A 26,648-nucleotide genomic window follows, 5' to 3' on the forward strand; every position below is an offset into this window, starting at 1 on the left:
TACGCTATAGCAAGCATTCAATCTGGTAAGTCGGTAACACTGGATGATGTTAAGAGCTTTTGCCTTTTGGCTAGAGATGTAAAACAAGAGGCTAAGCGAGCACAGCAATCCATAACCCAAGATGAACAGCGCCGGAGATGGTGAATTTAATTATTAAAATTTGCATCAAAATGGTGCGTAAAATATCAGCAGGCAGGGGGGGAGTTAAAATTTTCAAGCTCAAAGCTCACGGACACCGCCGCCCTCCTCACTTATAAGAAAAAATCAGTTTTCAAAAATATGTTAAAGGAGGGTATATGGCTTTAACAGAAAAAAAGAAGGCATTTGCCCTCGCAAAACGAAACGGCAAAGACAATAAAGAAGCTGCCATTTTAGCTGGATGTCCTGAAAAGACTGCATCTGCGGCAGGAGCGCGTTTAGCAAAAGATCCTGATGTTATTGCTTATCTGAAACGACTTGAAGAAGCCACTCCCCAGCAAGTTGTTAAACATGAGGTTAAACCTTTAACAACTTTCACATCTATCCAGACTGCCAATAAGTTGGACGATCCGCTTGAGTTCTTGAAGTCAGTCTACACAGACCAAGTTGAAGATATGGCTCTACGTGTACGAGCTGCCCAAGCAGCCCTTCCATACGTCCACGGCAAAGTAGCTGAAAAGGGCAAGAAAGAAACCAAAGAAGATGCTGCTAAGGCTGCTACAAAGTCAGGCAAGTTTGGAACTTTAAATAATCAATTACCGAGCTAGTTTATGTCATCAATGTCACCAATCTGGACTACAGCTTGCCCAGATTGGGCGACACGTATTGTCAATAAACAATCTTTAATGCCTTGTGAGCCATTATTTCCACAAGTTGCCGATGTTGCAGAGCGAATTTTTAATGAATTGATCTTAGTTGATGTGATGGGTAGCCCAAAGATGTGTGATGTCACATTACCATGGGTGTTGGAGTTTGTACGGGCAATTGCAGGTGCATTAGATCCAAATACCAAGCGTCGATTAATCCGAGAATTCTTCCTTCTGATCTCAAAGAAGAATACTAAGTCTACGATTGCCGCAGCAATCATGCTTCTCTTACTGATTCTGAATGACCGCCTTTCTGCTGAACTTATTATCTTGGCACCCACGAAAGAAGTTGCTGACAATAGCTTTAACCCGATTCGTGACTTCATTCGGGCAGATGATGAACTAAGCGAAATGATGAATGTGTCTGAGCACACAAAGACAGTTACTCACTTGGGTACAAGTGCAACACTTAAGGTCATCGCAGCGGAATCTAATGCAGCAGCAGGTAAAAAGGCTTCAATCATTTTGATTGATGAAGTTTGGCTATTTGGTAAGCGTGCCAATGCTGAATCAATGTTCCGTGAAGCAAAAGGAGGTTTGGCATCGCGTCCAGAAGGCTGTGTGATTTACCTGTCCACTATGTCAGATGAGGTGCCATGCGGTGTATTCAAGCAGCTTTTAGACTATGCCCGCGATGTAAGGGATGGAATTAAAGAGGATAAACAATTCCTGCCTTTAATCTATGAATTCCCTAAAAAGATGATAGAAGCGGGCGAACACTTAAATCCTGAAAACTTCTATATCACAAACCCGAACTTGGGTGCGTCCGTAGACCTTGAGTATCTTATTTCAGAGTTTAAAAAGGTCAAGGATGCTGGTGAAGAATCCCTTAGAGACTTCTTGGCCAAGCACTTAAACATCGAAATCGGCATGAATCTACGCGCCAATCGTTGGGCTGGTGCTGAATACTGGAACAAGCAAAAGCACGTCTTTGGATTAGATCAGATCATTGAACAGTCTGATGTCATCACAATGGGAATCGATGGCGGTGGGTTGGACGATTTGCTGGGGTTCGCTGTACTTGGCAGACTTAAAAAAGACCCACGTATCTGGTGGCTTTGGAATCATGCATGGGCTAATAAAATAGCTTTAGAGCGCCGCAAGGAAAATATTCCGAAGTATCAAGACTTTCAAGCCGAACATTCTTTAACTGTGGTTGAGCGTGTGGGTGATGATATTGACCAGCTCGCAGCGATTGCCAAGAAAGTTTATGACAGTGGCAAACTTAATAAGATTGGGCTTGATCCACTCGGGTTAGGCGGTTTGCTTGATGGATTACTGGAAGCAGGGATACCAGAGGGTGCCATGTTTGGTGTGCCACAAGGACACAAACTCATGTCCTATATTTTAACGACTGAACGCAAATTAGCAGAAGGTAATTTATTCCATGCAGGGCAGCAACTCATGACATGGGCGGCAGGTAATGCGCGTGTAGTGATGATTGGCAATGGTATGCGAATAACCAAGCAAGAATCTGGAATCGGGAAGATTGACCCTTTGATTGCCACGTTTAATGCGGTGGCGCTTATGTCAATGAACCCAGAGCCAAGCACAAAAGAATACAACGTCTTTTTCGTATAAAACACATTTCACAGATAACCGCCTTAATTGGCGGTTTTTGCATTTTGGAGGGGCTATGACTGCTCTGCACAAATCATTCGGCTCATTCGAAATCAAAGCCGTAGACGATGAAAAACGAACATTTAAAGGGGTGGCAAGCACACCCAATCAGGATCGAGCAAAAGACATCATGGTTCCCACAGGTGCCAAGTTCACTTTGCCAATGCCATTACTTTTTCACCACGACCATAAATCACCAATTGGTCATGTCACGGATGTGAAAGTGACCAGTAAAGGGATTGAGGTTGAAATTCATCTTCCAAAGATAGAAGAAGAAGGCGCATTGAAAGCCCGAATTGAAGAGGCTTATCAGTCCTTGAAACACAACCTCATCAAGGGTCTATCCGTTGGGTTTCTCCCAAATTGGGATGACGTGGAAATGATCAAAGGTGGTGGCATAAAATTTAATGATTGGGAGTTTTATGAACTTTCCTTAGTCACCATTCCATGCAATCGCGAAAGCGAAACAGATTTTAAAAAAGCATTTGAGGAACACAAAGCCGCGTTGGGCAAACAACCTCAGAACGTTCCAGATGGCGATTCATCTGAACAAAAACACGTAATCGTAAAACTAAATAGCCCAACACAGGGTGGAGTAAAACTATGAATAAATACTTAAAGCAGCTTCTTGATGCATTAGCTGCGAAGAATGCAGAAAAACAAGGAATTGTCACCAAAGCTTTAGATGCTGGTCAGACCCCCAATGAGGAAGAAGAACAGCAAATTGGCGTGATTGATGTTGAAATTGCAACGATTCAGAAAAATATTGATCGTGTCAAAGATATGATTAAGCAGGCTGAAACTGCTGCGACCACAGCAACACCAGTTGCAGGTGACAATCCAGGAGAAGCAGAAAAGTCCGCAAAAGGCGATCCCAAGCCTAAAGATGATCCTAAGGTAGAAGTTAAATCCAATCTTCCTAAAGGTATGCCTTTTGCTCAGTTTGCTCGTGCAAAAATGCTTGCATGTCATGAGCAAAAACAAGGGCGACTAATGACTGTCGTTGATGCGGCAAAAGCATTGGGCTATGACGAAGCAGTGGTTCAATATGTTGAAAAAGCCACTTTGGGTACCACTACTGATGCTGGTTTCGCTGCGCCACTTGTGCAGCAAGACACATACAAAGGCGATTTCTTAGAATTGCTTCGTAATGCAACCATCTTTGATAAGTTGCAAGGTTATCGTGCTGTTCCGTTCAATGTGAAAATTAACGGTCAATTAAGTGGTGGTACGGCTTCATGGGTTGGTGAAGGCGCTAAAAAGCCTTTAACTAACCCGACATTCAACAGTATCGAAATCAAAGAGCATAAATTGGCTGCGATTACAGTTTATACGCAAGAATTGTTGCGTCGTGCCGATCCAGCAATTGATCAACTTGTGCTTAATGATTTGATTGAAGCAACCAAAGTGCTGATTGATACCACGTTTCTTGGTACTCAAGCGCAAACCGATGTGACTCCATCGGGTATTCTGAATGGTGTAACAGCAATTGAACCTTCTGGCACTACGGCAGCAGCAATTGAAGCCGATTTGTTAAAACTTATCACGACATTTGTTGCCGCAAACCTTACCACTGACAATGCGTATTTCTTAATGAGTGAAACGCGTGCAATGCAATACGCTTTGCTTCGTGATGCTCTTGGAAATACATATTTCAACGGCATGAGCTTTGCGGGTGCAGCGCGTTCGCTTCTGGGTATTCCAGTTATCACGTCACAATCCATTGGCGACAAGATCATTCTTGTAAAAATGAGCGAATTGCTTGTTGCTCAGGACGGTGGTGTTGATGTGGCGTACAGCGATCAAGCAACGCTTGTTGATGGATCTACAACCCATAACCTATGGCAAGAAAACAAATTTGCCATTCGTGTAGAGAAGTTCATCACTTGGGCGAAACGTCGCGCCATTGCAGCGGCATTCCTGGACTACAGCACACCGTAATCTATAAATGCTCAAAAAACAGCTCCTGAATTTAATTTTCACCATAACAACCTCTTCCGAGGTTGTTTTTATAAGGATTTTTTAATAATTTTTTATAAAAACAACCTAATTTTTTGGTATAATAAATAAGCGAAAAGCCTAGTTGCTGGAAACAACTAAGCCTTTCTAATCAACCTGTTATTGAGACTAACAAGATGACTAAATCCAATTCTAAAGTCATAGCGCCTGCTATGCAATCTAAGACTGAAATATTTATCCAAAAAGCTATTGCTGTGCATGGTGGTAGATACGATTACAGCAAAGTTGCTTATATTGTCAGCAAGAGTAAAGTGATAATCGGCTGTCCTGAACATGGTGATTTTGAGAAAAGACCAGATCATCATTTGGCTGGTCAGGGCTGTCTAAAATGTACAGGACTTGCCAAGTTAACAGTCAAAGAATTTATATCTAAAGCTAAATCAGTGCATGGCAACTTATACGACTACAGTCAGGTTAAATATATTAACAGCTACACCAAGGTAAAAATAATTTGTTCCTTGCATGGAGTTTTTGAGCAACGACCCAATGATCATTTAAAGGCGTATGGTTGCTCAGAGTGCTCTAAAAACTTAAATGCGTACTCACTAAGTGTTTACGTGAAGACCTGCAAAAAATACGATGGTCATTCCAGTCTTTATGTTGTTAGATTATTTAATGAAAATGAATCGTTCTTTAAGGTTGGAATTACTGTAAATGCAAAAAGCAGGTTTAGGGAGTACACCAAAGCTGGCTATGCATGCGAGGTTATAACAACCATACGAGATAAGGCTGGTTATATTTGGAACTTAGAAAAGCGATTGCACTTTATCTTGAAACGGTGGCGATACAAACCGAAAAATGATTTTGGTGGTCAAACAGAGTGCTTCTCGCAGATACCAAAATTAGTTTGCAGATTGCTTGATGATATACAGCAGTCCATGCAGATGCAGTTGATGACTTAAATAAAATCCCACTCTAGGTGGGATTTTTTATATCTGGAGAAAAAATGAAAATTAAGTATTTAAAAACGACCCACGATTCCAATGTTGGGGATGTGAAAGAAATTCCTGATTTTCAGGCAAATGTATTGCTCAAAATTGGTGTTGCAGAGGTCTATACAGAACCGAAAAAAGCAGCACCAAAAGCGAAAAAAGAAGATAAAACCAAAGAATAGGATGTAAAGAATGGGCTTTTTCGGAAATTTATTTGGTAAAAAGAAATCCCTCCAAGGAGTCCATTCAAACCAAGGGTGGACTTCTTTATTTGTACATGAGCCATATTCAGGGGCATGGCAAGAAAATAAGGAAATTACCCGCGAAGATATGACTGCATTTTATGCGGTATTTGCTTGCGTAAGCCTTATCTCTAAAGACATTGGCAAGATGCCTGTTCTGTTAAAAAAGAAGCAGCAAGGTGTCTTAGTTGATGCTTTAACCCCAAAAGAATTACAGCGTGTACTTCAAAAACCGAATAATTACCAAAACTGGCAGCAGTTCAACGAGCAATGGACGCAGAGCCTTTTGCTTAGGGGCAACACCTACGTTTTTAAAATGCGCGATGTGTTTGGCGAGTTATACCGATTGGTGGTTTTAAACCCTGATTTAGTGACTGTTCTTGTTGATGACCAAGCGAATGTGTTTTATCAGCTTACAAACGACCGATTAACACAGGCTGAAAATGTAATTGTTCCTGCGTCTGAAATTATCCATGACCGTATTAACGCAATTTATCACCCGCTAGTGGGATTAACGCCAATCATGGCGTGTAGTTTGGCGTCTGAACAGGGTATTTCGATTCTCAGAAACTCTAAAAACTTTTTTGCCAATGGATCCAAACCAGGTGGTGTTATTGAGGTGCCTGGGCCATTAGATGCAACAAAAGCCCGAGAGGTGAAAACCAAATGGGATGCAAATTATAGTGGTGCCAATGTGGGTAAAACTGGTCTTTTGTCCGATGGAGCAAAATACGTAAACATTTCAATGTCAGCGATAGACAGCCAATTAATTGAACAACTTGGGATGTCTGCTCGTATTGTTTGTACGGCATTTAATGTGCCACCTTTTAAAATTGGCGTGACTGATGTTCAAGGTGCAACTAAAGTTTCTGATCTGAACGAAATCTACTATTCAGATTGCCTTCAATCCTATATCGAAGCACGTGAAAACCTTTTGGATGAGGGATTGGATTTACCTTCTTATGGTGTTGCGGCCTTCCTTGATCTTGATGTTCTAATCCGCATGGATTCATCTAGTAAAATTGCATACTTCAAAGATGGCATCAGTGCAGGCATTTTTGCCCCCAATGAGGCGCGCCAGAAGTTGGGTTATTTACCTGTTAAAGGTGGCGAATCCCCTTATTTACAACAGCAAAACTACAATTTGGAAGCACTTGCTAAGCGTGATGCTAAAGAAGATCCATTTGGTAAATCTGAATCAACCACTCAGTCTGATAATCCTCTTAAATCGCTCTATAAGGGCGTATTCAAAGACGATGTGCAGTACCAAAAAGGACAATTCATTACCAAGAATGGCGCACTCTGGCATGTTGAAAACGATCATTTTGGTGAATTTGACCATAAAAACTTTAAGTTATGTGCTAAGGAGTGGACAGAATGAGCTTAGTCACACTCGAAGAAGTCAAACAGCATCTTCGCTACGATGATGACTCCAACGATACGAACATAGAAATCTACATAAAGGCCGCTGAATCAGCGGTTTTTCGTTATACGGATGAAGTTCATCATGCACAACCGCCTGAAGAATTTAAATTGGCTGTTCTGGTCTACGTTGGTTTCTATGACAAGTACCGCAATGCCGAGTCTGATGCACCAGTGAATGGAAATTACATGCCGCAACCTGTTCAGGCGTTGCTATTCCCTTATAGAACACCTACAGCAATCTAGGAGGGTGATATGGGACAAAGCGCAGGTGAATTAAGACACAGAGTTGTTATTCAGAAGTATCAGCAAGGTGGACGGGATGATGATGGATTTGAAATTGAAGGTGGTTGGATTGAATACGCAAAGTTATGGGCCAAAGTCACGCCACTATCAGCCAAAGATTTAATTGCGGCTCAAGCGGATCAATCCGAAGGCACAGCAAGAATGAAAATTCGTTATCGAACGGACATTGATACTGAAATGCAAGTGATTTGGAAAGATCGCTTGTTTTCAATCAAGAGTCAGGCTCTTGATGACAATGAAGATTCATATACATATTGCACCTTCTTGCTTGGCCAAGGGGTAGAAAGATCCAAGTGAGGTGCCTATGGCTAGTGTTGAGGTTAAGCTTGAAGGGTTGGAGGAAGTCTTAAAAAAATTAAATAGATTATCTAACCAAAGGCTTGTTAAAAATGCTGCTAACCGTGCTGCAAGAAAAGCCATGAATATTGTTAAAGATGCAGCAAAACAAAATGCAAAAAGAATTGACGACCCAGAAACTCGTGAAGCGATTTATGAGAATGTCACAGTCAGTCAAGGTAAAACTCGGAACAGCTCATACGTGAGAATGCGTGTTGGCATCATGGGTGGTGCTGGATCGAATAGCAAAAGCAAAAAAATCGTCTTCAAAGAAAGAAAAAAAAGAGGTGAAGCCAAGCAGGTTCTCGATGACGACACCATAGCTCTACCGGGCGGGAATACTAAATATTGGCGTTTCATCGAATTTGGAACATCACATATTCCAGCCACGCCTTTTATGCGACCCGCTTTAGCAAATAACATTCAGCAAGTAACGAATAAGTTTACAGAAGCGTTTTCGCTCGAACTCGACAAGGAATTACTCAAATGAGTTTCTTACCCATATTCCGAACACTCAATGCAGACAGTGCAGTAAAGACATTACTCGGCAATGACTTGCGTGTTTATGAAGATATTGCACCCTTGCATGCATCAGTGCCTTACGCAGTCTGGCAAGAAGTAGGCGGAAGTGCTGAAAATAGCCTTGATTGCTCCGCTAAGACTGATCATGTCATGTATCAAGTGATTGTGTATGACACCAATCAAAAACGCGCCTATGAAGCACGTGAAGCAATCAGAAAGGCCTTGGAAATACAAAGCTACATCTTAAATCCGCGAATTAGCAACTACGAAACAGACACAAAGCTGTTTGCGCGAGGATTTGATGCAAATTGGTTTTTAAGTCGTTAAAGAATTTACCTAAATCAAACCTGTCCTTAGCGGCAGGTTTTTTTATGCCTGAAATTCAGGCAACCCACTGGCTAGGCTGATCCCCGAAAAGAAGATGGTCGTTTTGACTGTTCATACTTCTTCCTGCCAGTGTTTTTTCTTTATGAGCAGTCGGAGAAGCATTATGAATGCGATTGTAAATTTTAAATCCAATCCATTTCTTGAAGTAGAGTTAAATGGGAAAGTTCAGCTAGGTGTAAATGCACGAAATTTACACAAGATGCTTGAAGTAAAGGCTGAATTCTCCCACTGGATTAAACGTCGAATTAATCAATGTAAATTTGAACAGAATTTTGATTATGTAGTTATCGTCAAAAAAGACGAAAACCTAAAAGGTGGTCGCCCAACAACTGAATATATCATTTCAGTTGATATGACTAAGCATTTAGGAATGATGGAGCGGAATGATAAAGGACATGAGATTCGTAAGTATTACATCGAGCAAGAGGAATTAGCTAGACAGCTCAAAGATGGATTGCAGGTTCGCATTGGTGAACTCTCAGCACAGATTGATGTAATCACCCAATCATTATCGGGTGCCGCAAGCTTCTTATCAATTCATGGTAAACAAACCAAGCCTGCAATGCTCAAAGAATTGGACGATCTAATTAAAGAAGCTCAACCATCTTTGGATTTTAAAGACGAAAACGACTAAACAAACCAAAACCCCGCGCCACCGAAAGGTGGTTTTTTAATGCCAAAAATTGAGGAGTACTACTCATGGCGAACGTTCTTGTAAACGGTATGGGAATTTATGTATACGATGGCACAGCCATTACAAAAATCAACTGTATCAAAACTCTTGATTTTGGTTCTGATTCAACGACTCGTATTGAAAATACGTGTCTTGATGAGCCGAATACAAAATCTTATGTATCGGGCTTATCTGATCCGGGTCAAGGTTCAATTGGCTATGACTTTGATGATGAAAACACATCACATGACAAACTAGAAGAATGGGCTAGAGACAAAAAACAAAACTTACAGTTCTATATCGGCTCTAGAGGTAGCAATGATGCACCGACACTAACAGGTGGCAGCGTTACTTTGCCTGAAACTCGTACTTGGTGGTCGTTTATGGGTGGTTTATCAAGCCCTACACCAACATTTGAAGCTGATGCACTGGTTGCATACACCATTACATTGGAACGATCAACTGAAGTGATCCGCACCCCTAAAACTTAAATAATTGGAATCAAGAAAAATGGCCAAGACTAAAGAGCAAGCGGTAAACGCAGAATCAATCAAAAAATTTAATCTTCAAGATATCGCAAAAGGCGCATTGGTAGGCTCAATCCGAAACTTGCCTGTAGAGTTTTATCACGATGGAGAAAAAGTATCTGTAGATATTCGGGTCAAGCAATTGCCTTATAAGGTAACAGAGCCTTTATTCACTCGGCTTAACAAAGGTGAAGATGTGGTAGCTGAATGGCTTTCACTGACTTTGGTAAATGATGAGGGTGATATCTACTTAACCAAAGAACAAGTTGATGAGTATTTTACTCAAAGTTTGGCGGGCGCAATTTTTAATGTGGTAACTGGCTTGGAGGCAGTTGCAAAAGACAAGCAGGGAAAGTTGAATTAACGCCAGAGGACGAGTTTTGGTGCGAGCTTGTATCTAACGGTATTGCAGGAAAAACAATAGCCGAAGCTAAAGAAAATATGACTTTAGTTGAGGCTCAAATCTGGTCTTCATATATCTGGAAGTACGGAAGCCTCAATACTGGTCGAAGAGTTGAACAAGTTATTGGTGGCGCACTTGCATTTTATGCAAATTCTAATCGTGGTAAAAATGGTAAAGAGATTTCGCCTTATGCTTTTATGCCCCACGAACAGAAGCCTAAAGTGATTGAAATGGATGCTGAGGATTATTTGAATAGTTGGGTGGGTAAATAGATTTACCCAATTCATTATTTGACCAAATATTATTTATTTATGATACTACTTCAATAACTTAATAATGTTACGACAATGTGTGTCGTTATGCTTAATTTATTCTGGGGTGATCGTGGATAATATAGAATTATTGCCTAGTGAAGATGATGCTATGCTTACCGTAAATATAAAGAACAAACAACCAGTAGATCTAATCGATTTTGCTCAGAGCATGATCAGTTTAGGCGCTGAGTATTCTGATTATATTGCGGAAACAAACAATCATTTAGTTTCAGATGAGATTAAGCTTTACATCAAAGAAATTAGACCTGGATCAATTATTACAGAGTTGGTTGCTCTTGCGCCAGCTTTAATGCCTTTTGCTGAGCATGCAAATACTGTTCTGGACTTCACCAACCACATGAAGTCATGCATAGAATACTTAAAAGGAGTTGGCAGAAAACCCGAGAACCTTGATAAGCAGACATTAACTAGGGTTTCAAAGTTTGTAGAGCCTGTTGCAAAAGATTCAGGATCAATTTTGCAACTTGATGCCTCCAATAATAGTGGAACCATTACAATCAACATCAACAGCCTTGAGGCAAATGCTATTCAAAACAAGGCGAGCAAAGAAATAGAAAAATTAAAAGAACCAATTGTTGGCCTTCACAAGCAAGTGGTTTTGTATTGGACACAGACACGTTCAGATAATCGCAAAGGCTACAAAGGAATCATCGAGAGTATTTCTAAAAAAGAAGTGAAGGTACTTTTTGAAAATGATGAAATCCAGTATGAAATGATTCATGGGGAAGATCAGCTATACGAAAAAGCCTATGTTGTAGACGTTTATGTTGAGACAATAAATGATAATCCAGCAGCCTACAGAATTATGAAGTTTCATGAATCTATGGATATGCCTGAATAGCAAACCTGTCATTTCAAAAAGCCCTTCGGGGCTTTTTTCTTTATCAAATACCACCCTGAACAATCTTAGTTAAATTATCAACAGATTGAATTAAGCTATTAATTTTATCTTGTTGCTCTTTAAGCATAATTTCCATCATGTGCATTTCAAATTCATGGGAAATCTGAGCTTCAAAGCTTTGTTCTAAGCGGGCGACCATATCAGCATTCATAGATCGATTGTATTGTTCTGATGATTTAGAAATTTTATCCCTTAACTCAGGTGGCACACGAAGCCTAACAGTAACGTGCTTTGGGTTTTCTGCCATTAATACTCCAATAGCCTCAGAATGAGGTTAAAAAGTTCTGATAATGTATTGACAATACCTCAAATTGGGGCTAAATTTAAATAGCCTTAAAGTGAGGCTATTAGAGGTAATTATGAAATCTGAACAAAATAAACCCACCGATGTACGCTTTCGGTTAGAAAAGGAACTTTATGATCCTTTAAAAGAATTAGCGAAAAAAGAAGAGCGTTCGATGAATTATTTAATGAATAAGGCAGTCGAATTATTGTTAGACCAAAAGAGTGCGAAAGCATGAAATCAACAGACAACAAAAAAGCCCAACACTTGCAGGCAGAGGGCTTTATTGAAGTCATAACAGAGAGATATGTACAATATGAATATACCATTTCAATTTAATAAAGACAAGGTGTTAGATATTACAGACCTCTTGCCAACCATTCCTCTCGACCTACTTGCAAAGGTTGGTTGCTATGGTGGCGAAGTATCAAAAGAAGAAGAGGATTTTTTGAAATCAGCAGGGCGTGCAGTAGAAAATGCAAATCAACCAGTTTTAAAGGGGTTGAGTGCCATAGGTGTGCTGCTTGCAAATGCTAACGAAGAAATACCATTGGAAACATTTAATGATGTTGGATGGTTAATTCAGTCGCTTAGTGATCAAGTTTTAGCATTAAGCAATATGCAGGGTTTTGCAGAATCTATTTTGGAGGCAAGTAATAAAAATAAAATTCTCAAAGGTAATGGGGGATTAATGTCATGAATGCGATTGTTAACACAAATATTCAAACCATGACAAGTTTGGAAATATCAGAACTTGTAGAAAAACGCCATGACAATGTTAAACGTACTATTGAAAGCCTTGTAAATACTGGTGTAATTGTCCAACCTCAAATTGAGGATGGGATTAAATCTGCAAATGGAATTGTCCCAAAGGTATATGTATTCACAGGCGAACAAGGTAAACGTGACAGCATTATTGTAGTTGCTCAACTTTGCCCAGAGTTTACAGCTCGTTTGGTAGACCGTTGGCAAGAACTTGAAGAGCAGATTTCAAGTAAAATTATAGCAATGCCTAACTTCTCTGATCCAGTAGAAGCCGCTCGTGCATGGGCTGATCAAGTCGAGGCTAAACGTCTTGCTTGTAAAGAACGTGACCATGCAATCGAAACTAAAGCCCATATAAGTGACAAGAAAACTGCTACTGCAATGGCAACAGCATCAGTAAAAAGTCGTCAAGCTGAAAAACTCAAAGAACAGTTAGGTGAATCGAAAAATTACGCATCTGTTAAAGCGGTTGAGAGTAAGACAGGTCGTAAGTTTAACTGGCGAGAGCTTAAAAAATGGTGTGTGGAACATGGCAAGAAGATTAAAGATATTGCTGATGCGAATTATGGCACTGTAAAAATCTACCATAAGGATGCGTGGAATGCTGTTTACGGAATAAATTTAAAAAATATATTCAGTTGACTTAGCTAATGTCTTAAACCTTTATTTTAAGAAACTTTTAAGCTAACCTCATTAAATCAATTTAATGGGGTTTTTTATGGCTATTAGACCATGCAAAGAATGTGGAAATCCAGTTAGTGATAAAGCCGAGGCTTGTCCTAAATGCGGTGCAAAACAAAAGAAGAAGATGAGTATAGTTCTCAAAATATTACTCTGGCTTTTTGGTATTAGTATATTGGTAAGTGTTATTGGTGGTATGAATAGCAAAAACAATAAGATAGAAGATGATCCTAAAATTGAGGCGCAACCAACCCAGAATGAAAATAATACAAGTAAGAGTAATTGGTTTTATCACGAATCCAAGGATGAACTTCACAGCACTACAACCAAACTAGCTGTAGCGGAGAGTTTAAATAGTGCAAATTTTGGTTTTCCCTACGGGAATAGTTCTAAGCTTTTGTTAGGGGTTCGCAAAAATCACCAAGGACTTGATGTTTATATAACTATTGATAAAGGGCAATTCGTTTGTGGGATAGTTGATGGGTGCGATGTTGCATTCAAGTTTGATGATGGCAATATTATGAATATCACCATGGTTGAGCCAGATAGTCATGCGGCAGATGTTTTATTTGTTAAGCTAGATTCGACTGAGAGTAAGATCGTGGAGAAAATCAAAACTTCTAAGAAATTAATTATAGCACCTAAATTTTATCAGCATGGCGACGTGCAGTTTGTATTCAACGTTGAAAATTATAAACCCATTTAGATTATCTTGATTATCAAAACCCCGCTAGCCGGGGTTTTTTATTGCCCAAATTTCGGAGTTCACATGGCCACAAATTCACTCGGAAGATTAACATTAGACCTTTTGGTAAAGCTTGGGTCATTTGAGCAAGGGATGAGTGCTGCTGAAAGAAAAGCAAAGCAGTCTGCTCAAAATATGTCTAACGCCTTTAAGGGTTTTAATGATCAGATTCAGCAAATGATTGGCGGAACTCAGCTAGGCTCAGTAATCGACACTGTATCAACAAAACTAAGCGCCATGCGTGGAGGGGTTTTGCTCGCAACTTCTGCTCTTGCAGGCATGGCAATAGGCGGAACTGTAGTTGCTATTGGTGGGCTTTCAGCAATGGCTATTCAGTTGGCAAAAAGCAATCTTGAGTTGGCAAATTTTGCTGCGGTATCCAATACATCAATACAAACCTTTCAAGGATTGTCTGGTGCTGCTTCTAGTTTTGGGATTACCCAAGAAAAACTTTCTGATCAGCTTAAAGATTTTAACGAAAAAATTGGTGAGTTCGCATCTGTTGGCTCGGGAGGCGCAAAAGACTTCTTTGAACAAATAGCAGTTAAGACAGAAAAAGGAGCTGATGGTGCAAAAAAACTTGCTGTAGAAATGTCTAAAATGGATGGAGTTACAGCACTACAAACCTATGTTGATAAGCTTGAAGAGGCAGGTGTTAATCAGCAGCAAATGTCCTTCTATCTTGAAAGTATGGGTTCTGATTTAACTGTACTTGCCCCACTATTAGCAAATGGCGGGAAGTTATGGAAAAACTATCAAGAAGCAATGGAAGAAGCTGGAATTATTACAGGGCAGGAGGCAATCGAAAAGTCCATCGAGCTTGCAGCACAGACAGAGTCAGTTCAGCTCCAATTTACAGCGTTAAAGAATCAATTAGCTCAGGCAGTTATGCCGGCATTGAGCAGTGTAATTGGCTACTTTTTAGATGGGTCTGGAAAGGGTGGTCAATTTGCTAGTGTGGTTGATGCGGTAGGTTATGCGGCCAAGGGAACAGCAGTTCTAGTAATTGGTCTTGCGTCTGGCGTAAAATCTTTAGTTCAGATCATTGGTGGGGCATTAGATGCAATTGGGAATTTGGGGCAAACAGCTATAAATTTCTGGAATGCACCAACTCTATTAGGAAAAGGCAAAGCATTAGTTGATGGATTCCAGAATAATAGTCTAATTATTGAAAATACTGCAAAAAGAGTTTGGGAAAATACAAAGCAAGCTTATGGCGGCATCTCTAAAACTATTCAAAATCAGACTGGTGATCATGACCGACTAACGCGATCCATTATCGACAACAAAAAAGCCCAGCTTGATTACAACAAGGTTTTAGGTAAAGGGGTTACCACAGGAATTGCGCAGAATAAAGCGCTAAATCCTACCGTTAAAGCTCCTAAAGTCACCAAAACACCAAAGGCTAAAACTGATCATTCTGCCGAACAAGCTAAACGAGAACAGGAACAGCTTGAAAAGGCTCAACAATCCATAGTCATGCAATACGCTGACGAGGAATTGAAGCTTAAGCTAAAATACGAGGAAGAAAAGAAAAAAATATCCACGGCCTATGCTAAGGATCCAGTGAATGAAAAACTTTATTTAAGCAAGGCAAAAGAAGCATATGACAAAGATGTTGAAGCTTTCAAGCAAGCTCAACAAAAGAAACGAGAAGATGCTTTCAATGGGATTAACACTGCTAGTGGAAATATTGTTGGGCAGCAGGTTGCAGCATTAGCTCAAACAACTTTAAGTCCAATAGCCTTGTCACGTTTTAATCTGAATGCTCAACAGCAAGATGGCTATTCTCAACTCGGGGACAGCCTTAACTCAGGTTTATCTGCAATTAATGATAATGAGCTACTAGCGGATCAGGAAAAATATGATGCTCGACTATCCATTTATCAGCAGTATCTTAAAGCCAAATCCGAATTAACTACAGACTACAATCAAAAGGAGATTGAGTTAAATACCCAACTTTACTCTAGCAATTTATCAGCTATGAGTTCTGTTTTTGGATCAATGGGGGACTTGATTAAAGGTTATGCAGAGGAAAGCTCAGATGCTTATATTGCAATGGTTGCAATTCAAAAAAGTGCAAATTTGGCAAGTGTTTTGATGAACAGTATTACGGCTATTTCGGCAGCTTGGGCTTCTGCACCATTCCCAGCAAACTTGCCAGCTGTTGCTATGGCTACTGTTGAAACTGGTGCCTTGCAAGCGACATTGCAAGCATTCACACCTCAAGGATTCGCTAACGGTGGCTACACTGGTGCTGGCGGTAAGTACGATCCAGCAGGCATCGTTCATAAGGGAGAGGTTGTATTCTCCCAAGCTGATGTAGCTCGTTGGGGCGGCGTTGGAAATGTTGAGGCAATGCGTACAGGTAAAGGCTTTGCTGATGGTGGTGTTGTAGACACTAATGTTTTGGATATGGCAAATAACCAAGCAATTAGTGGATATCTCTCAGACCGCCAGACCGCGAATGAGCAGGCGGCTAATACTTCAGAGCTTCTTCAGTCAATCCAAATTAATAATATTATGGACCTTTCAATTGTTGGTGATTACCTAGCAACACCAACAGGAACAAAGCAAATCCTAAATATTATTAAACGAGATGCTACGAATATTAATACCATTTTGGGAAGAAGATAGTTTGTGCTATCTTCAATTCTCAATTTTTATAAACATATGATATTAATAGGTAGAATAATGAAGCACCTTATATTAAAAGCTATTGTAGCTAATGTTAATTTAGGAGATGTTTACCCTCCAGAGCAAGTTATTGGGATTACATTACATGTTAATGGAGGGTTAATAAGTGGGGATATCATTTCACGTAAAGAATATTATGAACATAGCCAAAATGCTTTAATCAAGCCATTTTATGATGCAATTATAAAAAGCATGGAAGATGAAAATGAAAGCTTTGATGATGAAGATTTAGAAACACTAACTCAAATACATTTAAAAAACGCAGCTTATATAAATGGAAGTCAGCGCATACCATTGAGAGGTGGCACTACAATTACTGTTTTAATTGATGATGTTAGTGCTTTTAATATCGGTAGCCTAAATTTTGATAAGTAATGGTTAATTTAACAAGCCGGCCTTAGATAGGTCGGTTTTTTTATGGGTGAAATATATGAAAGTCACAGTAAACGGGCATGAATATATCTTGCTCACGAAATGTCCATTACTTGAAACAACTGAACGTTATGAGTTTAAGACTGATGTTCACCAGAGTTTTGATGCATCGAGTGAGGAAAGGATTCCTTTGCTTGATGTAGCACGTCAGTCTTTCAACTGGTCCATGATGGCATTTAGAAATGAAGTGCCAGAAATGTTCAATGATCTTTATTCATGGATGCGTAAAGAGTATTTAGTGCCTCAGCCCTTAGAGTTTCAAATGGTAGGTAATCTATCAGATGACTTTATTGAGACAGACACGAGCAACCTAGGCATCAATGTAGGCTCATTGATCCTTGTTCAGGCTGCGGGAGTTTTAAAGGTTGTAGAAGTCACTGAAATAGGGCGATATGAGGTTATTGAAGATGTACCTGTATACATTGATGGTTATCGCTTAAATGAGGCTGTAAACGCATCTGATGCGAAGATAATCCCATTGCGCAAAGTAATCATTGCAGGCAATCCAACATCACAAGCCAATGGCCTAATGTTCAAGCCGACAATCGCTTTAAGAGTGATGGACAGTGTCGAATATCCAGTTGCAGCTGATCCGCAACAGTTCAAAGGCGATGCTATTTACTTTACTCCATTGCTGCTAGATGGTGACTTTCTCGATATTAACTTTGAGCAGCACCAAAGCATTGTAGATGGTGAGATAGGGCAATTCTGGCAATTCACTCACTGGTTCAATCCTCTGATCAACAAGAACTTTCGTGTAATCATGAAGAATCGCCAAGAGTACATCGATTACAAGAAGTGGTTCTATCGTCGTCGTGGTCGTCTAAACCAATTCTGGATGCCGAGTTACCAAAACAACTTCAATTTTGTATCACGTAGTAGCTCAAGCATTACAGTAAAGAATGACAACTTTCTGAGTGATCGAAAGAACATTGCAATCAAGGCAAATGGCGTTTGGACAGCACATACAGTTATTTCTTCGGTTACCAGTGGCCAAAATATCGTAATGAACATCTCACCGTCACCGCCAGCGGTTATAGACCGGGTCTCATATCTTGGCCTGTATCGCCTGAATAGTGATGCAGTGGAGTTCTATTTTAAAGGGGCCGACATTGTGGAGGCTACAGTTCCAATAGTTGAGTTATCGCCATGATGAACTTATTCAAATCTAAAAAGGACTTATTTGAGTTCAAGCATGGTGATAAAACTTGGTATTTCACAAGTGCAGCTAAAGCTGTTGACCACAACGGGCATACATATCTGCCGCTAGTAGTGAGCCGTGGCAATATAGATGATGAAGACATTGATAAGTGTGATACAGAGATTACCTTTCCATACCCGATGCAGATATTGAATGCTGAGGGTGATGATCTACAGGCTTTATTCATCAACAAGATTTACTACAAGAGTGTCACAGTCACGATTCTGGAGTTGTACAAAGGTGAAACATTAGTCATTCACATTGGCCGCATCACACAGCCAAAGTTCGATGATGACGAAAATACAATGACACTTGTGAGCTCTACTGCTGAGACTCAACAGAACAAAAGTATTCTCACTCGTAAGTTTCAGAAGACTTGTTCAAATAAAATCTATGATCGTATATGTGGTTTGAAGATCGATGAGTGGTCTGTTGATGTGACGATTACTGCTATTGATAACCTGACAGTTACTTTCACTGTAAACCCAACACCTGTGCTAGATGAAAATGGTGATCCTGTTTTGGATGGGGACGGTAATCCTGTGATGGAAATGAAAAGCTACCCGGATAACTATTTCAGCCGCGGTGTTTTGCAACAAGATGGAATATTTACCTCAATTTTGAGAAGTACTGCGTTTGAGACAACTGGTTCTAATACTGTGGTTTTAGGGCGTCAGCACTTTGGGCTTCTGGTTGGAGATGTGGTAAAGCTAGCACCAGGATGTGATCAAACCCGTGCAGGTCCTTGCCATACAGTATTTAATAACCATCTACGCTTTTTAGGTTTTCCAAATGTTCCAAACTCAAACCCTGTAAACGATCAAATTATTAAGTGAGGTTCTCATGTTTGCGATAATTGCTATTGTATTAGCTGTTGCTTCAGCAGTTTATTCTTACTACACAATGCGAAAGATGCAAAAGAAGAATCGCCCAGAACCTTCGCAACTTGACGGGTCATTGGCAGATGAAGGGGTTTCATTTTCAGATATAGCGGGTTCACCTCACTTACATGGAAATATTGTTTGGAAAGGAAATGAAAGCTCATCACCAATAAAAGCCAAGGGTGGTAAGAAATGAAGATATACATGTCTGACATACGTAAAGCCAATATGTGCTCGCGAGGAACGCGGGCATTTTTTTTGGCTCAAGGTTGGGATTTTCAGGACTTTCTTATAAATGGCTTAGATGCTGAAAAGTTTATTCAAACGGGTGATGCAATGGCATTGCAAGTAGTAAAGGTGGCACAAAATGGGCGGAAGCAGTAGTCAAGTTGTTGGGTATAAATATAAGGCTGGTGTCCAATCTGTGCTTGGAAACCCGATTGAGTACATCATCAATATTAACCCTGATAACCGTGGATGGATTTTCAATAATCCGACAGAAATAAAGGAGCTGGAAAAGGGTGATAATTCAATTGTCGTAAATAGGCCTGATCTTTTTGGTGGCGATAAGGGGGAAGGTGGGTGGGTTGGCACTATAGATATCCATACTGGACGACCGGAAGGATTGCGTCAAAACCCATATTTAGCAGAGCAAGACAGTGAGCTAGTTTCTTCATTCCCATTTCTCTCGCATATTGTATATCGCGGTTTTGACTACTCAACAGGTTTCCAGCTTGTCTCAATGTCTGGAATGATGAAAGAGGTGCTTTACTGGGTAAAAAGAATTCATATTAAGAATGATTGTTCACCACAATGGTATGACGCAAAAGCTGAAATAATTGATAGTTCATACATTGATGGTGCTGATGAAATCAGTATTTTTGAATCAACAATTGCTATTCAGTGTGATGGCCATGAGATTAGTCACTACGAAGGCCATGATGATTGGAAACCTGAAGATGGTCATATTAAGCAATCAAATGAAGCAAAATTAGATGATGCCGGTGGATGGTATGGAGAAGGAAGATGGAATGATTCAGATTTTCCACCAATGATCGCAATAGTAGATATTGATTTTGATGTTTATGCACTACATAAAGCAAAAATCACATTCCTAACCAGTGATTACCCATTAGCTCCGAGTTATGTACCTCAATTTTCGCTTTCAGGTGCATTTATAATTTCTGTTTTCTATGAAGCTACTGGTGGAGCAATAAACAGACATACATATGATATTGTTTTTGTGGGCAAGAACCTAAACGCAATCATAAAAGTTGATCCACACATAAACCACGAAGCTTCAGAAGAATTGAAAAGTTATACAAACACAATTGGATTAATTGAGACTATAACTTATTATCCTAAACCTTTTATTAATGAAGTTAATATTGGCACTGATATAAATCCAATTCATAAAATCAGAGAAATCATCACTGACGACACAGCAATGAACAAACCAGAGTCGATGATAAATGAGGTGAATTTTAAGGCAGCTGCTTCACGAATATACGATGAGTATCTTGGTATTTCATGGGCTATTACGGAAAAAACCTGTAAAGATGCAATTGATGAACTTTGTTTCCATATTGAAGCAGGGGTTAGATTAAATCGGCAAACTGGTCAATATGAGGTTATTTTATTTCGTGATGATTTACTTGATTTGGATAACGCTTTTGTTTTTAACAAAAGCAACATCAAGTCTTTCAATATTGAAATTGCGAATTCAGATGATCTAATTAACTCAGTAAATGTTAATTATTATGATCGTCAAAACATTAAGAATTCTTCTTTCTCTCTTGATGAAATTGGTTCAATCATGTCATCTGAAGCGAATGCGCAGACATTAGATTTTCCATATTTTATGAATAGACAAAATGCTGAAAAAGTAGGGAATTGGAAACTTAAGCAACTATCAACTCCAACTCGTAAAGGCACTTTTACAACTGGAAAATATGAAGCGCGAAAGATCAATAAGTATGATGTTGTAAAGCTCACATGGCCCAATCAGAACATGCTTGAAATTCCTGTGCGAATCATGAAAATTGGCTTAGGAGACGGGCGCGATAATACTGTAACTTTGGACTGGGTTGAAGTGATTCCATACTCATCAACAGCCTTTCCAAAAATCAATGTTGATCCACCCACATCAATTGTATTGCCACCACAGCCAAATTTAAGTGTGGTATTTGAAATGCCTTATTTAGAAGCTGTTCAGATTTTTGGACAAACACAAGTTGATGCTGAGTTGGCGAATAACCCAGATCTTGGGTATTTGATGGTTGCTTCTAAGAAACCACAAAACAACTCAATCAATGCGTTGTTGTATACAAAAGTGGCGACTAGTTATCAGCAAGCTTCAATTGTAAATTACTGTCCAACTTGTTATCTCGACCAGTCTATTAATTTCTTAACAACAAGTTTTGCTGTGAAAAATGTAGCAGCTATTGGAGATGCTGCTGTTGGGACTCTAATTGTCTGTGATCAAGAGTTGATGGTTTATCAAGGTTATAACCCAACAACTAAGGTGCTGACTGTAAAGAGAGGGGCTCTTGATACTCATCCAAAACCGCATTTTGAAGATGCGGTTTTTTATTTCTATGATGCTTTCAATGCTTATGATTCTGAGCAGTACGTTCTAAGTGAGTTGATCAAAGCCAAGGTCTTAACAACCACACCAAGTGGCATACAAGATTTGGCTTCCGCTCCAGAACTACCACTTGAAATTAATGCGCGTCCTATACGCCCATATCCACCAGCTAACATCAAAATTAATGATGTTTATTTCATTGAGAACTTAGTCATTTCTAATGATGTTGTTGTGACATGGGTTGATCGTAATCGTCTTCAGCAAACAGGTGGATCTATTCTAGGGTGGACGGATGGGAGTGTGACCAAAGAAACAGGAGTCACATACTCAATAGAACTTTCTTCTGAAGGTACTGTTTTGCATTCAGCTTCTGGAATTACAGCAAATACATACACAATTAACCATTCTGTTTTAAAGCCGAATAAAGTGCATAAATTGCGTTTATGGTCGATCCGAGATGGGTACGATTGTTATCAAGTATTTGAGCATAGTTTTTTTGGTGAAGCAGTTAGTTTGACCCTTTCAGCAACAGTGAGTAAAGACAAAGTTGTTGGTTCTACATTACCTGCGGCAAGTGTAACTGCTGTAGTAGATGAGAGTTTAGGTGCAAACATGCGTTGGGATGGCACAAGCATTAAAGGAAAAGCTGTACCAGGATCAACAATCACAATCGAGGTGCAAGAATAATGGCAACTTATACAGGTACTGCTGATGTAAATGGTGATTTTAATATCTCATTTGGTGGCAATAGCTACACATCAGCTCAAAAAGTTACTGTAACAGCAGCTAAGGATGGGACTACGAAGTCAATTGAATTGTTTGCTCCTTCTGATACAACAGGTGGTGGTGTAATTCAATTTAGTGGGACATTGAATAACTTTCCAGCAAATATTGGAGTTATAACTCTTTCTGCTGAAATTAATGGGAGTATTGCAGCCAATGCGTTTAATGCAACACAACAGTCGTTAGGAAACACAGCAACTGGTTTGATAATTAAAGCTGCAACATCCATTGGTTCTTCAGCATTCAGAGCATGGGTAAATGCTACATCCTTAACCCTTCCCGCTACAACACTTACAACTATTGCAGATCAAGCATTCCAAAACTGGTCAAAACTAACTGAGATACTAATTCCTAATAGTGTTACCAGTATTGGGCAATATGGATTCAGGGATTGTACATTGGTTACAAAAATAACCTTGGGTACATCATTGTCAAGCATAGGCGCAAATGCATTTGAAGGATTTTCGAATTGTAATGAAATTAATTGTTTGAGAGCGACGCCACCAACAGCAGGGTCTAGTTTCCTCTTAAACCTTAAGGCTGCCTGTGTGATTAAAGTACCAGTTGCTTCATTATCAGCATATCAAACAGCATCGAACTGGTCGGCACATGCAAGTAAGATGGTTGGCGTATAACAAATTACTTAACAACAAATCCAAAGCCCCAAGCGGGGCTTTTTTATTATCTGGAGAAAAGTGAATGGAACCAGTTTCAACTGGCGGTTTTGCAGCAATTTTAAAATTTTATGGGGTAGCAATCATGGTGACTTTAGCGGTCGCATTGGTTGCAGCCGTTGTGATGATGACTCGGATGCCAAGGTCTCCTCAAGAGTGGGCAGTAGGGTTGATTTGCACAGTGGTATCGAGCCTTGCAGGTGGGTCTTTCATTATTATGAAATTCACCTTACATGCATGGGCCACAGATACATGGGGTTGGTTTGCTATTGGTGGTTTGTTCTTTATGTGTGGGTTACCCGGTTGGGCTTTAGTCCGCTGGATATTCAACTTTATTGACAAGCAAGAAGGCAAAACGATTGTAGAAGTGATCAAAGAAATCAAGAAAGCAAAGAATGATATATCAGGTGGTGAGACATGAGCAAAACAACTAGTTATGTAGGTCTTGATCTTATAGCAAGTTTTGAGGGGACACGCCTCCAATCCTATGATGACGGAGTGGGTGTCTGGACGATTGGCATCGGAACAACAGTTTATCCAAATGGTGTGAAGGTAAAGAAAGGTGACACATGCACATTAGAACAAGCAAAGTCTTACTTCGCACACGATCTAAAACGATTTGAAGCATCTGTGAATAACCTTGTTAAAGTGCCACTATCTCAGAATCAGTTTGATGCGCTTGTCAGTCTTGTCTACAACATTGGGTCAGGCAACTTTACATCATCAACACTTCTTAAAAAGTTGAATACTAAAGACTATCAGGGTGCTGCTGATCAATTCCCAAGATGGAATAAAGCTAAGGGGAAGGTGTTGAATGGCCTAACTCGACGCAGAGCTGCCGAACGAGCACTCTTTCTAAAGAAGTAACTTATATGTGCCAACGATCAAAAATTGCTTCGCTTGTCACAGTGCTGTGTCTATTATTTTCAGGATGCACAGCTCATAGCATTAAAACAAACGTCTCAATCAGTGTTTGCTTGCAGTGTGTGCAACATTAGCAAGCATCACTCCCGCACAATATCTACGCCTTTCAATCTTCGACCACGTGTCACCATAAAATAATCAACTTCTCGTTTTTCTAAAAACTTAATGGCTTCATCTTTGGAGTCAAGAAATACATACTGTTGAGTAATCATCCCATTGATATCTGAATAGTCCTGATAATCTTCAAACAGTGATTGCTGGATATGCAAATATTGCTTGCCTTTCTTTATGTAGAAATACCTCATTTCTCACCCCAACTATCAACAATGTCAGCCCAGTCTTGAAGCATCTTTCTGCGGCTTTCTAAATATTTTGCATGATTATATGTGGCTCTAGTTTTATTTTCTTCAACATGGGCAAGCTGTTTATTGATCCAGTCAGGCTTATAGCCCTTTTCATTTAGTAGAGTGGAAGCTGTAGCCCTAAAATCATGAGTAGTTACCTCTGGCAACCCTATAAACACAAGAGCTCTATTAAGTGTGGTCCTTGCCAGCATTTCATTTGTCTTGAATGGTGCAGAAAATACAAAGGTTTGATCACCACAAATATCATATTGCTCTTTAAGTAGGTTATATAATTGTTCAGACATAGGAACAATGTGTATATGATTTTTTTTGTTACTTCGTTCTTGTTGTCTACGTCTAGAGGCTTTAGGGAATTTAACTATCTTTTCTTCAAAGTCTACAAAAGACCACTGCATTCTGCGAATTTCAGAAGCTCGCAGCATGGAATACATCATTGCAAGGCAAGCATTGCTAACAGTTCTTGTTCCGCCATATAAGCTTAGGCGAACCATAAGTTTAACACGTTCGTCTTTTTCGAGTGGGCGAGCATGTTCTGTTTCTGGTGATTCAATTGCATTTTTTACTGCATAGGTGGGGTCTGTATCAGCGCGAAGAGTTACGATTGCATATTTCATAACTAGGCCTATAAATCGGCGGTTTTGATTGGCAGCTGATTCACCAGTTCCGTAATGCCCAAGTTTCCTAACTCGTTCTATTGTATTTTTTATAATCTTTAACACATCTGCGGAGTTTACTGTTCTTACTGGTTTGTGGCCTATCTCTTTGTATATATCTTTATTCATAGACCTCTTAAACTGAGCTATGTAATCCTCACCCTTATACTTCATTTGATCTAAGATGTACTCTTCAGCGACTGCTTTGAAGGTATTCCCATGGGCTGCTAAGTTCTCTTGTTTTTTATTCCTCTTATCTTCTGATGGGTTAATTCCATCTTTGAGCAAGGTTTTAGTCTCATCTTTCTTTTTTCTAGCCTCAGCCAAAGAGACAACTGGGTATTCACCAAGGCTAATTGTTCCTTCTTTACCATTTAAGGTGTATTTCAATCTCCATACCTTCTTTCCAGAAGGGCGTACTTCAATGTATAGTCTTTCAGCGTCCAGCACTCTATACATTTTTTCAGTTGGCTTTAATGATTTTATTTTAGTGTCAGAAAGCATTAGATTACCCGTCCAGTGTTTTTCGTTACCCGTGACTATACCCGTTTTATTGACAGATTAGTTCATAACAATACAGACTAAAGTAGATTAAAGTTGCTGTGAAATAAAGAGGAAAGGAAGATAAAGCAGACTGATATAGATTTAAGAAGACTAAAGTGAATATTTTAATAGCAAATGATGATGGTGTGTTCGCACCAGGACTACAAGCTTTGGCCCAAGCGTTAAAGCCATTGGGTCGCGTGGTGGTGGTTGCACCTGAAAGTGAACGAAGTGGTTATTCGAGTGCTTTAACGCTAGATCGCCCATTGCGACCTATACAAATCTCTGAAGATGTTTGGGCTGTGAATGGCACACCTGCTGATTGTGTCTATTTATCCATGAATGGACTATTTGATTTTGAGTTTGATCTGGTGGTCAGTGGAATTAATAGTGGTGCCAATCTGGGTGATGATGTTTTATATTCAGGTACTGTAGGTGCCGCTTTTGAAGGACGCTTGATGAAGCATCCAGCAATTGCTGTATCACTAGCTGGATCAAATGTACGCGCTTATGAGCATCCGCAACATTATGCAGTTGCTGCACAATGGGTTCATGATTTTATTGCCAAAGGTTTGCCTGTTTTGCCACCGCGTCATATCTTTAATATTAATATTCCAGATGTGGAACAGATCAAAGGGGCACAGGTCACCTATCAGGGGCGTCGTGCACAATCAAAGCCAATTAGTAGTCATGTTGATCCGCGTGGTCGTCAAGTGTATTGGATTGGATTGGCCGGTGAAGCGATTACTGATCCACAAGCCGTATCGAGTGATATCCAGTCTGATTTTTTTGCAGTTTCGAATGGTTATGTCAGTATTACGCCTATCCAAATGGATGCGACTAACTATGCAGTACTGGAAAATTTGCATGCTCATGTAAATGGTTAGGCGTTTGAATGTTATAACTTTGTGAATATCAGAGGTGAGAACTCGTTTTTTCTCACTTTTTTGATACTCTTAGGCGC

Annotated in this window: 34 protein-coding genes; 31 read left to right on the top strand and 3 right to left on the bottom strand. The window is 39.8% G+C overall.

Features of this window, described 5'->3' with window-relative positions; translation table 11 throughout:
* Positions 1-296: 296 nt before the first annotated feature.
* The 16 genes from F909_RS16975 to F909_RS16905 all read left to right on the top strand — a co-directional run bounded on the left by F909_RS16975 (position 297) and on the right by F909_RS16905 (position 11,410).
* A complete protein-coding gene (locus F909_RS16975) occupies positions 297-746 on the top strand; it encodes a terminase small subunit (protein ID WP_005145885.1) in 450 nt (149 codons plus the stop codon).
* Between the two features lie 3 nt (positions 747-749).
* Positions 750-2,426 (top strand): terminase large subunit, encoded by a 1,677-nt coding sequence (locus F909_RS16970; protein WP_005145888.1) that lies wholly within the window; start codon positions 750-752, stop codon positions 2,424-2,426.
* A gap of 55 nt (positions 2,427-2,481) precedes the next feature.
* The gene (locus F909_RS16965; RefSeq protein ID WP_005145889.1) at positions 2,482-3,072 is read left to right on the top strand and encodes an HK97 family phage prohead protease; all 591 of its coding nucleotides are present in this window, start codon (positions 2,482-2,484) and stop codon (positions 3,070-3,072) included.
* A complete protein-coding gene (locus F909_RS16960) occupies positions 3,069-4,406 on the top strand; it encodes a phage major capsid protein (protein ID WP_005145891.1) in 1,338 nt (445 codons plus the stop codon). The genes F909_RS16965 and F909_RS16960 overlap by 4 nt, the downstream gene beginning before the upstream one ends.
* A gap of 194 nt (positions 4,407-4,600) precedes the next feature.
* The gene (locus F909_RS16955) at positions 4,601-5,386 is read left to right on the top strand and encodes a GIY-YIG nuclease family protein (protein WP_005145894.1); all 786 of its coding nucleotides are present in this window, start codon (positions 4,601-4,603) and stop codon (positions 5,384-5,386) included.
* Positions 5,387-5,430: 44 nt separating this feature from the next.
* Positions 5,431-5,598, top strand: a complete 168-nt coding sequence (locus F909_RS21220; RefSeq protein WP_005145897.1) for a hypothetical protein — start codon at positions 5,431-5,433, stop codon at positions 5,596-5,598.
* 10 nt (positions 5,599-5,608) lie between these two features.
* Positions 5,609-7,039: a phage portal protein gene (locus F909_RS16950; RefSeq protein ID WP_005145899.1), complete on the top strand. Its 1,431-nt coding sequence runs from the start codon at positions 5,609-5,611 to the stop codon at positions 7,037-7,039.
* Complete coding sequence (locus tag F909_RS16945; RefSeq protein ID WP_004997295.1) at positions 7,036-7,326, top strand: head-tail connector protein; 291 nt, start codon at positions 7,036-7,038, stop codon at positions 7,324-7,326. Before F909_RS16950 ends, F909_RS16945 begins: the two co-directional genes overlap by 4 nt.
* 9 nt (positions 7,327-7,335) lie before the next feature.
* Entirely contained in the window at positions 7,336-7,683 is a 348-nt protein-coding gene (locus F909_RS16940; RefSeq protein WP_004997298.1) for a phage head closure protein, read from the top strand.
* A 7-nt stretch (positions 7,684-7,690) separates the two neighbouring features.
* Positions 7,691-8,212 (top strand): HK97-gp10 family putative phage morphogenesis protein, encoded by a 522-nt coding sequence (locus tag F909_RS16935; protein WP_004997301.1) that lies wholly within the window; start codon positions 7,691-7,693, stop codon positions 8,210-8,212.
* The gene (locus F909_RS16930) at positions 8,209-8,571 is read left to right on the top strand and encodes a DUF3168 domain-containing protein (RefSeq protein WP_005145904.1); all 363 of its coding nucleotides are present in this window, start codon (positions 8,209-8,211) and stop codon (positions 8,569-8,571) included. Before F909_RS16935 ends, F909_RS16930 begins: the two co-directional genes overlap by 4 nt.
* A 163-nt stretch (positions 8,572-8,734) precedes the next feature.
* Positions 8,735-9,265 carry a phage antirepressor Ant gene (locus F909_RS16925; protein ID WP_004989971.1) on the top strand — a complete coding sequence of 177 codons (531 nt, stop codon included), beginning with the start codon at positions 8,735-8,737 and terminating at the stop codon, positions 9,263-9,265.
* Positions 9,266-9,330: 65 nt separating this feature from the next.
* Positions 9,331-9,795 carry a phage tail tube protein gene (locus F909_RS16920; protein WP_005145905.1) on the top strand — a complete coding sequence of 155 codons (465 nt, stop codon included), beginning with the start codon at positions 9,331-9,333 and terminating at the stop codon, positions 9,793-9,795.
* Positions 9,796-9,814: 19 nt separating this feature from the next.
* A complete protein-coding gene (locus tag F909_RS16915) occupies positions 9,815-10,195 on the top strand; it encodes a phage tail assembly chaperone family protein, TAC (protein ID WP_005145907.1) in 381 nt (126 codons plus the stop codon).
* A gap of 77 nt (positions 10,196-10,272) precedes the next feature.
* The gene (locus F909_RS16910) at positions 10,273-10,506 is read left to right on the top strand and encodes a hypothetical protein (protein WP_004997310.1); all 234 of its coding nucleotides are present in this window, start codon (positions 10,273-10,275) and stop codon (positions 10,504-10,506) included.
* Between the two features lie 112 nt (positions 10,507-10,618).
* Entirely contained in the window at positions 10,619-11,410 is a 792-nt protein-coding gene (locus F909_RS16905; RefSeq protein ID WP_228128173.1) for a hypothetical protein, read from the top strand.
* Between the two features lie 43 nt (positions 11,411-11,453).
* Here the strand turns inward: F909_RS16905 and F909_RS16900 are convergent, their stop codons facing one another.
* Positions 11,454-11,717, bottom strand: coding sequence for an Arc family DNA-binding protein (locus tag F909_RS16900; protein WP_004997315.1), 264 nt, complete (start codon positions 11,715-11,717; stop codon positions 11,454-11,456).
* Between the two features lie 112 nt (positions 11,718-11,829).
* On the opposite strand from F909_RS16900, the gene F909_RS20685 reads away from it, so the two are divergent.
* The 14 genes from F909_RS20685 (at position 11,830) to F909_RS16850 (ending at position 24,066) form a co-directional block, all read left to right on the top strand.
* Positions 11,830-11,991 carry a ribbon-helix-helix protein, CopG family gene (locus tag F909_RS20685; protein WP_004997316.1) on the top strand — a complete coding sequence of 54 codons (162 nt, stop codon included), beginning with the start codon at positions 11,830-11,832 and terminating at the stop codon, positions 11,989-11,991.
* A 78-nt stretch (positions 11,992-12,069) separates the two neighbouring features.
* Positions 12,070-12,453 carry a hypothetical protein gene (locus F909_RS16895; RefSeq protein ID WP_004997320.1) on the top strand — a complete coding sequence of 128 codons (384 nt, stop codon included), beginning with the start codon at positions 12,070-12,072 and terminating at the stop codon, positions 12,451-12,453.
* Positions 12,450-13,160, top strand: coding sequence for a Rha family transcriptional regulator (locus tag F909_RS16890; protein WP_004997322.1), 711 nt, complete (start codon positions 12,450-12,452; stop codon positions 13,158-13,160). Before F909_RS16895 ends, F909_RS16890 begins: the two co-directional genes overlap by 4 nt.
* A gap of 76 nt (positions 13,161-13,236) precedes the next feature.
* On the top strand, positions 13,237-13,905 hold the full coding sequence (locus tag F909_RS16885) for a zinc ribbon domain-containing protein (protein WP_004997323.1): 669 nt from the start codon (positions 13,237-13,239) through the stop codon (positions 13,903-13,905).
* Positions 13,906-13,968: 63 nt separating this feature from the next.
* The gene (locus tag F909_RS20495) at positions 13,969-16,581 is read left to right on the top strand and encodes a hypothetical protein (RefSeq protein ID WP_005145909.1); all 2,613 of its coding nucleotides are present in this window, start codon (positions 13,969-13,971) and stop codon (positions 16,579-16,581) included.
* Between the two features lie 57 nt (positions 16,582-16,638).
* The gene (locus F909_RS16880) at positions 16,639-17,016 is read left to right on the top strand and encodes a hypothetical protein (protein WP_005145911.1); all 378 of its coding nucleotides are present in this window, start codon (positions 16,639-16,641) and stop codon (positions 17,014-17,016) included.
* Between the two features lie 55 nt (positions 17,017-17,071).
* Positions 17,072-18,226 (top strand): hypothetical protein, encoded by a 1,155-nt coding sequence (locus F909_RS21500; protein WP_005145912.1) that lies wholly within the window; start codon positions 17,072-17,074, stop codon positions 18,224-18,226.
* Positions 18,223-19,110, top strand: a complete 888-nt coding sequence (locus F909_RS16875) for a phage BR0599 family protein (RefSeq protein ID WP_005145913.1) — start codon at positions 18,223-18,225, stop codon at positions 19,108-19,110. Before F909_RS21500 ends, F909_RS16875 begins: the two co-directional genes overlap by 4 nt.
* Before the next feature lie 7 nt (positions 19,111-19,117).
* Positions 19,118-19,351, top strand: coding sequence for a hypothetical protein (locus F909_RS16870; protein WP_005145915.1), 234 nt, complete (start codon positions 19,118-19,120; stop codon positions 19,349-19,351).
* A gap of 8 nt (positions 19,352-19,359) precedes the next feature.
* Positions 19,360-19,539: a hypothetical protein gene (locus F909_RS16865; RefSeq protein WP_228129386.1), complete on the top strand. Its 180-nt coding sequence runs from the start codon at positions 19,360-19,362 to the stop codon at positions 19,537-19,539.
* The gene (locus tag F909_RS16860) at positions 19,523-22,429 is read left to right on the top strand and encodes a phage tail protein (RefSeq protein ID WP_005145918.1); all 2,907 of its coding nucleotides are present in this window, start codon (positions 19,523-19,525) and stop codon (positions 22,427-22,429) included. Before F909_RS16865 ends, F909_RS16860 begins: the two co-directional genes overlap by 17 nt.
* Positions 22,429-23,160: a leucine-rich repeat protein gene (locus F909_RS20500; protein ID WP_005145919.1), complete on the top strand. Its 732-nt coding sequence runs from the start codon at positions 22,429-22,431 to the stop codon at positions 23,158-23,160. Before F909_RS16860 ends, F909_RS20500 begins: the two co-directional genes overlap by 1 nt.
* 64 nt (positions 23,161-23,224) lie before the next feature.
* Entirely contained in the window at positions 23,225-23,620 is a 396-nt protein-coding gene (locus F909_RS16855) for a hypothetical protein (protein WP_005145920.1), read from the top strand.
* A complete protein-coding gene (locus F909_RS16850) occupies positions 23,617-24,066 on the top strand; it encodes a lysozyme (protein ID WP_005145921.1) in 450 nt (149 codons plus the stop codon). The genes F909_RS16855 and F909_RS16850 overlap by 4 nt, the downstream gene beginning before the upstream one ends.
* A 137-nt stretch (positions 24,067-24,203) precedes the next feature.
* Here the strand turns inward: F909_RS16850 and F909_RS16845 are convergent, their stop codons facing one another.
* Together F909_RS16845 and F909_RS16840 are read right to left on the bottom strand one after the other, a co-directional pair.
* The gene (locus tag F909_RS16845; protein WP_005145923.1) at positions 24,204-24,428 is read right to left on the bottom strand and encodes a hypothetical protein; all 225 of its coding nucleotides are present in this window, start codon (positions 24,426-24,428) and stop codon (positions 24,204-24,206) included.
* On the bottom strand, positions 24,425-25,645 hold the full coding sequence (locus tag F909_RS16840; protein ID WP_005145924.1) for a tyrosine-type recombinase/integrase: 1,221 nt from the start codon (positions 25,643-25,645) through the stop codon (positions 24,425-24,427). The genes F909_RS16845 and F909_RS16840 overlap by 4 nt, the downstream gene beginning before the upstream one ends.
* 155 nt (positions 25,646-25,800) lie before the next feature.
* On the opposite strand from F909_RS16840, the gene surE reads away from it, so the two are divergent.
* A complete protein-coding gene (surE, locus tag F909_RS16835) occupies positions 25,801-26,571 on the top strand; it encodes a 5'/3'-nucleotidase SurE (protein WP_005145925.1) in 771 nt (256 codons plus the stop codon).
* The last annotated feature ends 77 nt before the right edge of the window (positions 26,572-26,648 follow it).

Source organism: Acinetobacter sp. ANC 3929 (assembly GCF_000369405.1).
Lineage (GTDB): Bacteria > Pseudomonadota > Gammaproteobacteria > Pseudomonadales > Moraxellaceae > Acinetobacter.

Bases quoted from the DNA above. Each gene is read 5' to 3' on its own strand.
- F909_RS16975 (WP_005145885.1), top strand. From the start codon at position 297: ATGGCTTTAACAGAAAAAAAGAAGGCATTTGCCCTCGCAAAACGAAAC.
- F909_RS16970 (WP_005145888.1), top strand. From the start codon at position 750: ATGTCATCAATGTCACCAATCTGGACTACAGCTTGCCCAGATTGGGCG.
- F909_RS16965 (WP_005145889.1), top strand. From the start codon at position 2,482: ATGACTGCTCTGCACAAATCATTCGGCTCATTCGAAATCAAAGCCGTA.
- F909_RS16960 (WP_005145891.1), top strand. From the start codon at position 3,069: ATGAATAAATACTTAAAGCAGCTTCTTGATGCATTAGCTGCGAAGAAT.
- F909_RS16955 (WP_005145894.1), top strand. From the start codon at position 4,601: ATGACTAAATCCAATTCTAAAGTCATAGCGCCTGCTATGCAATCTAAG.
- F909_RS21220 (WP_005145897.1), top strand. From the start codon at position 5,431: ATGAAAATTAAGTATTTAAAAACGACCCACGATTCCAATGTTGGGGAT.
- F909_RS16950 (WP_005145899.1), top strand. From the start codon at position 5,609: ATGGGCTTTTTCGGAAATTTATTTGGTAAAAAGAAATCCCTCCAAGGA.
- F909_RS16945 (WP_004997295.1), top strand. From the start codon at position 7,036: ATGAGCTTAGTCACACTCGAAGAAGTCAAACAGCATCTTCGCTACGAT.
- F909_RS16940 (WP_004997298.1), top strand. From the start codon at position 7,336: ATGGGACAAAGCGCAGGTGAATTAAGACACAGAGTTGTTATTCAGAAG.
- F909_RS16935 (WP_004997301.1), top strand. From the start codon at position 7,691: ATGGCTAGTGTTGAGGTTAAGCTTGAAGGGTTGGAGGAAGTCTTAAAA.
- F909_RS16930 (WP_005145904.1), top strand. From the start codon at position 8,209: ATGAGTTTCTTACCCATATTCCGAACACTCAATGCAGACAGTGCAGTA.
- F909_RS16925 (WP_004989971.1), top strand. From the start codon at position 8,735: ATGAATGCGATTGTAAATTTTAAATCCAATCCATTTCTTGAAGTAGAG.
- F909_RS16920 (WP_005145905.1), top strand. From the start codon at position 9,331: ATGGCGAACGTTCTTGTAAACGGTATGGGAATTTATGTATACGATGGC.
- F909_RS16915 (WP_005145907.1), top strand. From the start codon at position 9,815: ATGGCCAAGACTAAAGAGCAAGCGGTAAACGCAGAATCAATCAAAAAA.
- F909_RS16910 (WP_004997310.1), top strand. From the start codon at position 10,273: ATGACTTTAGTTGAGGCTCAAATCTGGTCTTCATATATCTGGAAGTAC.
- F909_RS16900 (WP_004997315.1), bottom strand. From the start codon at position 11,717: ATGGCAGAAAACCCAAAGCACGTTACTGTTAGGCTTCGTGTGCCACCT.
- F909_RS20685 (WP_004997316.1), top strand. From the start codon at position 11,830: ATGAAATCTGAACAAAATAAACCCACCGATGTACGCTTTCGGTTAGAA.
- F909_RS16895 (WP_004997320.1), top strand. From the start codon at position 12,070: ATGAATATACCATTTCAATTTAATAAAGACAAGGTGTTAGATATTACA.
- F909_RS16890 (WP_004997322.1), top strand. From the start codon at position 12,450: ATGAATGCGATTGTTAACACAAATATTCAAACCATGACAAGTTTGGAA.
- F909_RS16885 (WP_004997323.1), top strand. From the start codon at position 13,237: ATGGCTATTAGACCATGCAAAGAATGTGGAAATCCAGTTAGTGATAAA.
- F909_RS20495 (WP_005145909.1), top strand. From the start codon at position 13,969: ATGGCCACAAATTCACTCGGAAGATTAACATTAGACCTTTTGGTAAAG.
- F909_RS16880 (WP_005145911.1), top strand. From the start codon at position 16,639: ATGAAGCACCTTATATTAAAAGCTATTGTAGCTAATGTTAATTTAGGA.
- F909_RS21500 (WP_005145912.1), top strand. From the start codon at position 17,072: ATGAAAGTCACAGTAAACGGGCATGAATATATCTTGCTCACGAAATGT.
- F909_RS16875 (WP_005145913.1), top strand. From the start codon at position 18,223: ATGATGAACTTATTCAAATCTAAAAAGGACTTATTTGAGTTCAAGCAT.
- F909_RS16870 (WP_005145915.1), top strand. From the start codon at position 19,118: ATGTTTGCGATAATTGCTATTGTATTAGCTGTTGCTTCAGCAGTTTAT.
- F909_RS16865 (WP_228129386.1), top strand. From the start codon at position 19,360: ATGTCTGACATACGTAAAGCCAATATGTGCTCGCGAGGAACGCGGGCA.
- F909_RS16860 (WP_005145918.1), top strand. From the start codon at position 19,523: ATGGGCGGAAGCAGTAGTCAAGTTGTTGGGTATAAATATAAGGCTGGT.
- F909_RS20500 (WP_005145919.1), top strand. From the start codon at position 22,429: ATGGCAACTTATACAGGTACTGCTGATGTAAATGGTGATTTTAATATC.
- F909_RS16855 (WP_005145920.1), top strand. From the start codon at position 23,225: ATGGAACCAGTTTCAACTGGCGGTTTTGCAGCAATTTTAAAATTTTAT.
- F909_RS16850 (WP_005145921.1), top strand. From the start codon at position 23,617: ATGAGCAAAACAACTAGTTATGTAGGTCTTGATCTTATAGCAAGTTTT.
- F909_RS16845 (WP_005145923.1), bottom strand. From the start codon at position 24,428: ATGAGGTATTTCTACATAAAGAAAGGCAAGCAATATTTGCATATCCAG.
- F909_RS16840 (WP_005145924.1), bottom strand. From the start codon at position 25,645: ATGCTTTCTGACACTAAAATAAAATCATTAAAGCCAACTGAAAAAATG.